At 60.3% G+C, this 6,942-nt stretch carries 4 protein-coding genes; 3 read left to right on the plus strand and 1 reads right to left on the minus strand.

Going from position 1 to position 6,942, the window contains the following annotated elements; translation table 11 throughout:
- The first annotated feature begins 300 nt into the window (after positions 1-300).
- The 3 genes from ABE488_RS07460 (at position 301) to ABE488_RS07470 (ending at position 6,727) form a co-directional block, all read left to right on the plus strand.
- Complete coding sequence (locus ABE488_RS07460; protein WP_346447676.1) at positions 301-5,649, plus strand: RHS repeat protein; 5,349 nt, start codon at positions 301-303, stop codon at positions 5,647-5,649.
- Between the two features lie 116 nt (positions 5,650-5,765).
- On the plus strand, positions 5,766-6,533 hold the full coding sequence (locus ABE488_RS07465; protein ID WP_346447677.1) for an RHS repeat-associated core domain-containing protein: 768 nt from the start codon (positions 5,766-5,768) through the stop codon (positions 6,531-6,533).
- Between the two features lie 2 nt (positions 6,534-6,535).
- Positions 6,536-6,727: a hypothetical protein gene (locus ABE488_RS07470; RefSeq protein ID WP_346447678.1), complete on the plus strand. Its 192-nt coding sequence runs from the start codon at positions 6,536-6,538 to the stop codon at positions 6,725-6,727.
- A 34-nt stretch (positions 6,728-6,761) separates the two neighbouring features.
- Here ABE488_RS07470 and ABE488_RS07475 read toward each other — a convergent pair.
- The coding region (locus ABE488_RS07475; RefSeq protein ID WP_346447679.1) for a hypothetical protein at positions 6,762-6,942 on the minus strand (181 nt) is incomplete at its 5' end.

Raw genomic sequence — 6,942 nt, forward strand, 5'->3', positions numbered from 1 at the left:
GCGGGGAGTCGAGACGTCGCCTGGCAAAGCTGCAGCCATGTGCTGTCGAGCCGCAGTACAAGGCTTGGCGGCACATGGCCAGTAGACTCGACGCCATGAAGTCAGCGGCGTGCTCCAGCGTCCATTCGTCTAGCCAGCGTGTGCATGTCGTTTCAGAAAATGCACATGACAATGCCGGCCGTCAAATGGCCTCAATGCGAGTTGAGTTCCGGAGGCGTTAATTGCCATGGCGATAGCCGTTAGCTCGGAATTCCTATATAACCCACATGAATAGGCTTTGGGGAAAGCCGAGGAGTGGGGATGAAAGGATTTCTGCCGTTCGCTGCGGCTGTCAGCGAACACTTTGGTACACGAATTTCGACCGCAGTGTGCTGTCTGTCGGTCATGGCATTGTTGCTCGCGGGCGCTGCGTACGGTCAAAGCCCGATGCAACCCTATCAGGAGTACGACAAGCGGATTCGTGCCACACAAATGGTGGCCCCGCTATCGTCCGACATGTTCGGGGAACGCATCAATCTTTTCGATAGATCGACGTCGTTCGAGCATGTCGATATCTCGATCGAGGGTAATTCCGGCCTGCCGGTAGAGTTGCGTCGGAGCCTGGAGGTGCGGCCGCAGCCCCAGGGAAGCGAGAAGCCCGAGCAGTATGGCGGCATTGGCAACTGGGATGTGGCCGTGCCGTACATCACCGGAACGTTCGACGCCAACTTCGGCTGGAACAGAGGGCTGGGCGGCGAGATGCCGCGTTGCTCCAGCCACTTCTATCCCAAGACCGAGCCGCCGAACCGGATCGAGGACATCTGGTCGGGCTACGTCGTGAACGTTCCTGGGCAGGGCCAACGCGAGTTGATGGGGTACCCCGACGCCGTTCACCGTCCGCAGGATGGCGCAACGCGGCTTTGGATCACCCGGCAATTCGACACGTTCAGTTGCGTCCCGATGGCCTCGGGTTATCCCGGCGAAGGATTTCTCATGCTCACTGCGGAGGGCGTGAAGTACCGGTTCGACGTCGGAACTGTCCGCATGGCGGGCCTAATGGCGTCTGACGTGTACGCGGCGATCATGGGGCAGCCACGGATCCAGGTGTTGCTGTTGGCCAGTCGGGTGGAAGACCGCTTCGGCAACTGGGTGGAGTACAGCTACAACGGTGCGGGCCATCCGACGGTCATCCGATCGAATGATGGGCGCAGGCTCGATCTCGTCTATAGCGGCGGGAGGTTGAGCAAGGTGACGGCGCATGGCCGTGAATGGACATACGGCTACCAGGCCAACCAGCTCCAGTGGGTGCAGCAGCCGGACGGGCAACGCTGGGGATTTGCTTACAGCACCGACATGACGTTGAACTATCCGGGCTGGGATGGATCGGTGGGCGCCAATTGCGGTGGCGTCGCGCCGTTGGTCGAAGCGGACTACACGCTTGCCATCACGCATCCCAGCGGCGCATTGGGGACCTTCGGGTTCAAGCACACCCGGCACTATCGCAGCGGCGTGCCGTCCGTCAATTGCGTTCGCGAAGCGAACCCGCAAGATCCGGCGAGTGTGATCATGCATCTGGCGATACCCAATTACTTCGATAGGTTCAGTTTGACCTCGAAGACGGTCTCAGGAGCCGGTATCGGATCGCCACTGTCTTGGACATATGCCGGAGGTTCTGGACATCAGCCGCTCTGGTCGGGCGTTCTGCCCCCCTGCATGACTTGCCAACAAGATTCGCAGACTACCATCACGCAGCCTGATGGCAGCCGGATCGTGGAACGCTACGGCATCGTCTTCGGACTGAACGAGGGCAAGCTGCTAGGAAGCCGGGTGTTGTCTCCTGCGGGCCAGGTGCTCAGGGAAGAGGAGTTGGTCTATATGACCGACGCCGAGGCTCAGGGTCAGCCGTTCCCTTCGCGCTACGGTGCAATGCTCGGCGGCAATGACGAATCCAGGACGCTCATTCGACCGCTGCGGCAGCGCAATGTCGTGCAGCAAGGACACACGTTCTCTTGGGCCGCGAACTCATTCGATGTTTTCGCCAGGCCGGTTTCGGTGACCAAGAGTAGCAACGTGACAAGCGGCGCCATCCGCGCTGAAGTTTCCAAATACCAAGATGATCTCTTGAGGTGGGTCCTGGGGCAGCAGGCGAGACTGACCGTCAATGGAACAGTCGTCTCGGAGACCAGCTACGACAGTCTCGCGCGACCTACGGTGTTCGCAAGCTTCGGCAAAGTCGTGCAAACGCTTGGCTACAACGCGGACGGTACGGTGGCCAGCGTCAAGGATGGCAGTAACCACGTCACCACGCTGTCGGACTGGAAGCGCGGGATCCCACAACTAATCAAGTTCCCCGCCACGCCGGAGGCAGCGGCTGGCGCAACCCGGAGCGCGATCGTCAACGATAGCGGCTGGATCATCCGCGCCACCGACGAAAATGGGTATGCGACCCATTACACCCACGACGCGATGGGGCGTCTGGCGAGCATCGCGTGGCCCAGTGGCGACACCACCCTTTGGAATACCACAACCTTCACCTTTGCCAGATCCTCCACTGCTGCGTATGGCATTTCAGCCGGTCACTGGCAGCGCACCGAGGCGACCGGAAATGGACGCAAGGTCACCTACCTCGACGCCTTGTTCCGTCCAATTCTGACGCGCGAGTACGACACCGCTGATGCCAACGGTACGCAGCGCTTCGTGCGCCGCGCCTTCGACCAAGGGAATCGGGAGATCTTCGTCTCCTATCCAGCGAGCAGCAGTGCGCCGAATACCGGAGTCTGGTCCGAATACGACGCCTTGGGCCGCCCCACTTCCGTCTCCCAGGACAGCGAACTCGGCGTTCTGACGACGACCACGCAGTACCTGGCTGGATTCAAGACCCGGACCACCAGGCCCAAGGGCGCGCAGACCACGACGAGCTACCTGGCCTGGGACCAGCCAACGACTGATTATCCGATCCAGGTCGCGCATCCAGCCGGTGCCTTTACCGACATTGCCCGCGATGCCTTCGGAAAGCCGACGGCGATAACGAGACGAGATGGAGGCGGCAGCACGAGCGTGACGCGCAGCTACATCTATGATGCGCACCACCAACTGTGCAAGACCGTCGAGCCGGAAACCGGCGCGACCATCCAAGCGTACGATGGCGCCGGCAATCTCGTCTGGAGTCGATCGGGCGCGTCGTACACGGCGACGTCGAGCTGCAACACTGCGGATGTGCCGGTTGCCCAGCGAACCCTTCGCAGTTACGACGCGCGCAACCGTGTCCAGGCGCTGACGTTTCCCGATCATCGTGGCGACACGAGCTACGGCTATGCGCCGGATGGCAAGCTGGTCTTCATGACGGTCGACAATGGCGGCGCGGATGTCGTGAGCGCCGCCTACACCTACAACCGCAGGGGCATGCTTGTAGGAGAAGCGCTCGGTGTAGGCGCGCACCAATGGGGAATCGGCTATGGCTATGACGCCAATGGCCATCTCGCGTCTGTGACGCAGCCCGAAGGCGTCGCAGTGGACTACGCGCCCAATGCCCTGGGCCAGCCCACCGCTGCCGGCGCATATGCGACCGGCGTTCGATGGTTTCCGAACGGCGGTATCAGGCAGTTCACCTATGGGAACGGCATTGTCCGCACGTTGACCCAGAATGCTCGGGGGCTCACGAGTCGGACCCGGGATGCGTCTGGGGGAGCCACCGTGCAAGACGATGGTCTCGACTACGACCAGCACGGGAACGTCGCCGCGATCAGTGATGGCATGCCGGGCGCTCGCGGTCATCGCACGATGACGTATGACGCCCTGGATCGCCTGACGCAGACTGTCTCGCCGATGTTCGGCACGGCCGCATACACCTATGACGTCGTCGACAACCTGCGACGCGTCCGTGTGACGGGGGGCGCCAAGCCCCGGGATCATACGTATCTCTACGGAACCAGCCAGCGCCTCGACCTGATCACCAATACATCGGGCGGTGCGACGGTGGCCTCGCTGGCTTACGACACCCAAGGCAACTTGGCCAGCCGTAACGGGCAGACGTACCATTTTGATTTGGGTAATCGCCTGCGTAGCGTCACCAGCCTCGAACACTACGTGTACGACGGGCATGGACGTCGAGTCAAGGCCACTCGCGACAATGGGGCTGCGATCTACTCGATGTATGGCCAGGATGGCGTACTGCGTTATCAGCGGGATGAGCGCAGTGGGCGCACGACTACGTACATCCACCTGGGTGGGAGCCTGCTCGCCGAGGTCGAGACGGCCATCGCACTGTCCACCCCGAATCTGACCGTCCCGGGCTACAGCGCGACGGGCAGCTACACCGTCAGCTGGTCGAGTGCGCCTTTGGCCATCAAGTACCAGCTACAGGAGCAATTCAATAGCGGGCCTTGGGGCACGCTCCGCGACGCGCCAGGTGGGAGCATAGCGGTCATAGGCAAGGCCGCTGGCAGCTGGGGCTATCGGGTCCGCGCATGCAGTGCTGCCACTTGTGGGGGCTGGAGTGCGGCAGCCGTTGTCACCGTGCAGCTGCCGCCAACTGCAACGCCGACGTTGAACGCACCGGCGACGGGATTAAACGGCAGTTACACCGTGGCGTGGACCGGTGTAGCTGCTGCGACGAAGTACCAATTGCGGGAGCGATTGGGCAACGGCAGCTGGACGACGATCCATGATGCAGATGGCGGCAGCAAAGCGTTCACTGGCAAGGCGACCGGGTCCTGGCGCTACCAAGTACGCGCGTGCAACCAGGCCGGATGCGGCGGATGGTCAGCTGCCGTGGCTGTGAGCGTCATCTACCCGCCCGCCTCCGCGCCGGCGTTGACTGTGCCCGAGAGCAACACTACAGGAAGCTACACCGTCACCTGGACCGCGATCGGCGGATCGACACGCTATGAGCTTCAGGAGCGTTTTGCCACCCAAAGCTGGACAACGATCCACAACGCCTCTGGAACAAGTAAGGCAGTCAGCGGCAAGTCCACGGGAAGCTGGAGCTATCAGGTCAGGGCATGCAACGCCGCAGGATGTGGCGGGTGGTCGGCCGCGAAGTCGACCGCGGTCATCCGACCGCCGACGAGCGCACCTGCCTTGACCGTGCCCGCGGCCAATGCCTCGGGTAGCTATGCGGTGACCTGGACAGCGGTGGCGCAAGCAACTCGCTATCAGCTCCAGGAGCGCCTGGGAAGCGGAGGCTGGAGCACGGTGCATGATGCAGCGGGGACCAGCAAGTCGATCAGTGGCAAGGCGAGCGGGACTTGGAGTTACCAAGTGCGCGGATGTAACGTCGCGGGCTGTGGCGGCTGGTCTGCTGCGCGTAGCGTGACCGTCACCCGACCGCCGCCAGTGCCCACGTTCACGTCCTCGGTCATGAATCGGCATTATCAGGGCGAGCTGGTACGTCTGCAGTGCTCGGTTCAATGGACGCCCTTGGCATCTGCGGAACATTACGAACTTCAGGTCCAAGGAGGCGGCCTCCAGTACAGCGGCCCATCGACAAGTGTGCAGGGCGCGTTCAACACGGCTTCCTATTGCGCACCGGCGCATGTGCTGAGGGCTTGCAACGCTGGCGGGTGCTCGGCATGGTCGGCGCCCTACGCCCAGACGCTTGTGGAGTACGGAAGTCCAGGCGGTCCCGATGTCCCGGTGAGTATCGAACATAGCGCAGGAGCAGGCCGGTGAAAATGAGTCGGTATTTGGCGTGCGCCCTTGCGTTGATATGGATGCTTATCGGTGACGTGCAGGCGCAGACGACGGTTCGTTACATTCATACCGACGCGCTGGGAAGCGTGGTAGTCGTGACAGACGAGAACGGCGTTGTCGTCGAGCGCCGGGAATACGAGCCCTATGGAGCCCAGTTGACGCCGGCCTTGCAAGACGGCCCCGGCTACACAGGTCACGTGCAGGATGCTGCGACCGGGCTGACGTATATGCAGCAGCGGTACTATGATCCACCGCTGGGAGTATTTCTCAGCGTTGATCCTATTACCCCATATCAAAAGCCGGTTACGAACTTCTGTCGTTACTGTTATGCCATAAATAGTCCATATTCGTTCATTGATCCTGATGGGCGTGAAGGTATTGCCATCAGGTATATGGAGCGTGACATCGAGGCGATGAACCGCGGCGAGATGTCACAACAAGAGTTCATGGACAGATCTTCGGCACGCGCAACTGGCGCAGTTGCAGGCTTGGCAATAGTGGCCACTAAGAATCCAGCGGGCGTTCTTAAAGCACTAAGTTCCGTTATTAGAAGAGATTCCGGACACGCTATCTCGAAGGATAGAGCCCAACACATATTTAGGGATAAAGAGGGGCATATGAGGGATAGTCCGCAGAACCGAGAAATCCTAAGGAGAGTTGCGGATGACCCGAAAACTAAGTTGGGCAATGATCGGTTTGGCAACACATGGTCATCTCAAACGCAGAAGGATGGGAGCCAGGTCTGGACGCAGACAAGAAATGGAGAAATCGTCAATGGCGGGGTGAACCAAACGCCGCGTTCGTTTAATCCTCAAACAGGGCTTTCTCGTCCTGCACCACCACCGCCTAGGAAGGTTGACTAGATATGCTTGAAGAAGAAGCCTACGCCGCGATGTTCATTTTTCTTGAGTCTTACTGGGAAAGGAATGGACAATCGGAAGATATCGGGATCTTGCTGGGCTCTATGCACCTGCTAGAAGATGGGATGCCTGCTGATGGTGCCGTCTGGCAAGACTGGCTAGATGCGGTCGCAAAATCTAAGAAATTGTCCGGGTAAGACTCATTTAGATAAATTGGACCCTCTGCTCCACTCAAATTGCTTGTTTCCGATCGCGGTACAGTTTAGCGGTGAGTTCTACAGTTTTAGGGGGGGTGGTGGAGGCGACGTCCCCCCGCAATTGAGTAGCAGGCTGCTTTGGAGTCCAATCCCCAACGAGAAGGAGATTGGACGTGAAGAAGCGTTTCAGCGAAGAGCAGATCATCGGCTTCCTG

Source organism: Luteimonas sp. TWI662, from assembly GCF_039673825.1.
GTDB lineage: Bacteria > Pseudomonadota > Gammaproteobacteria > Xanthomonadales > Xanthomonadaceae > Luteimonas.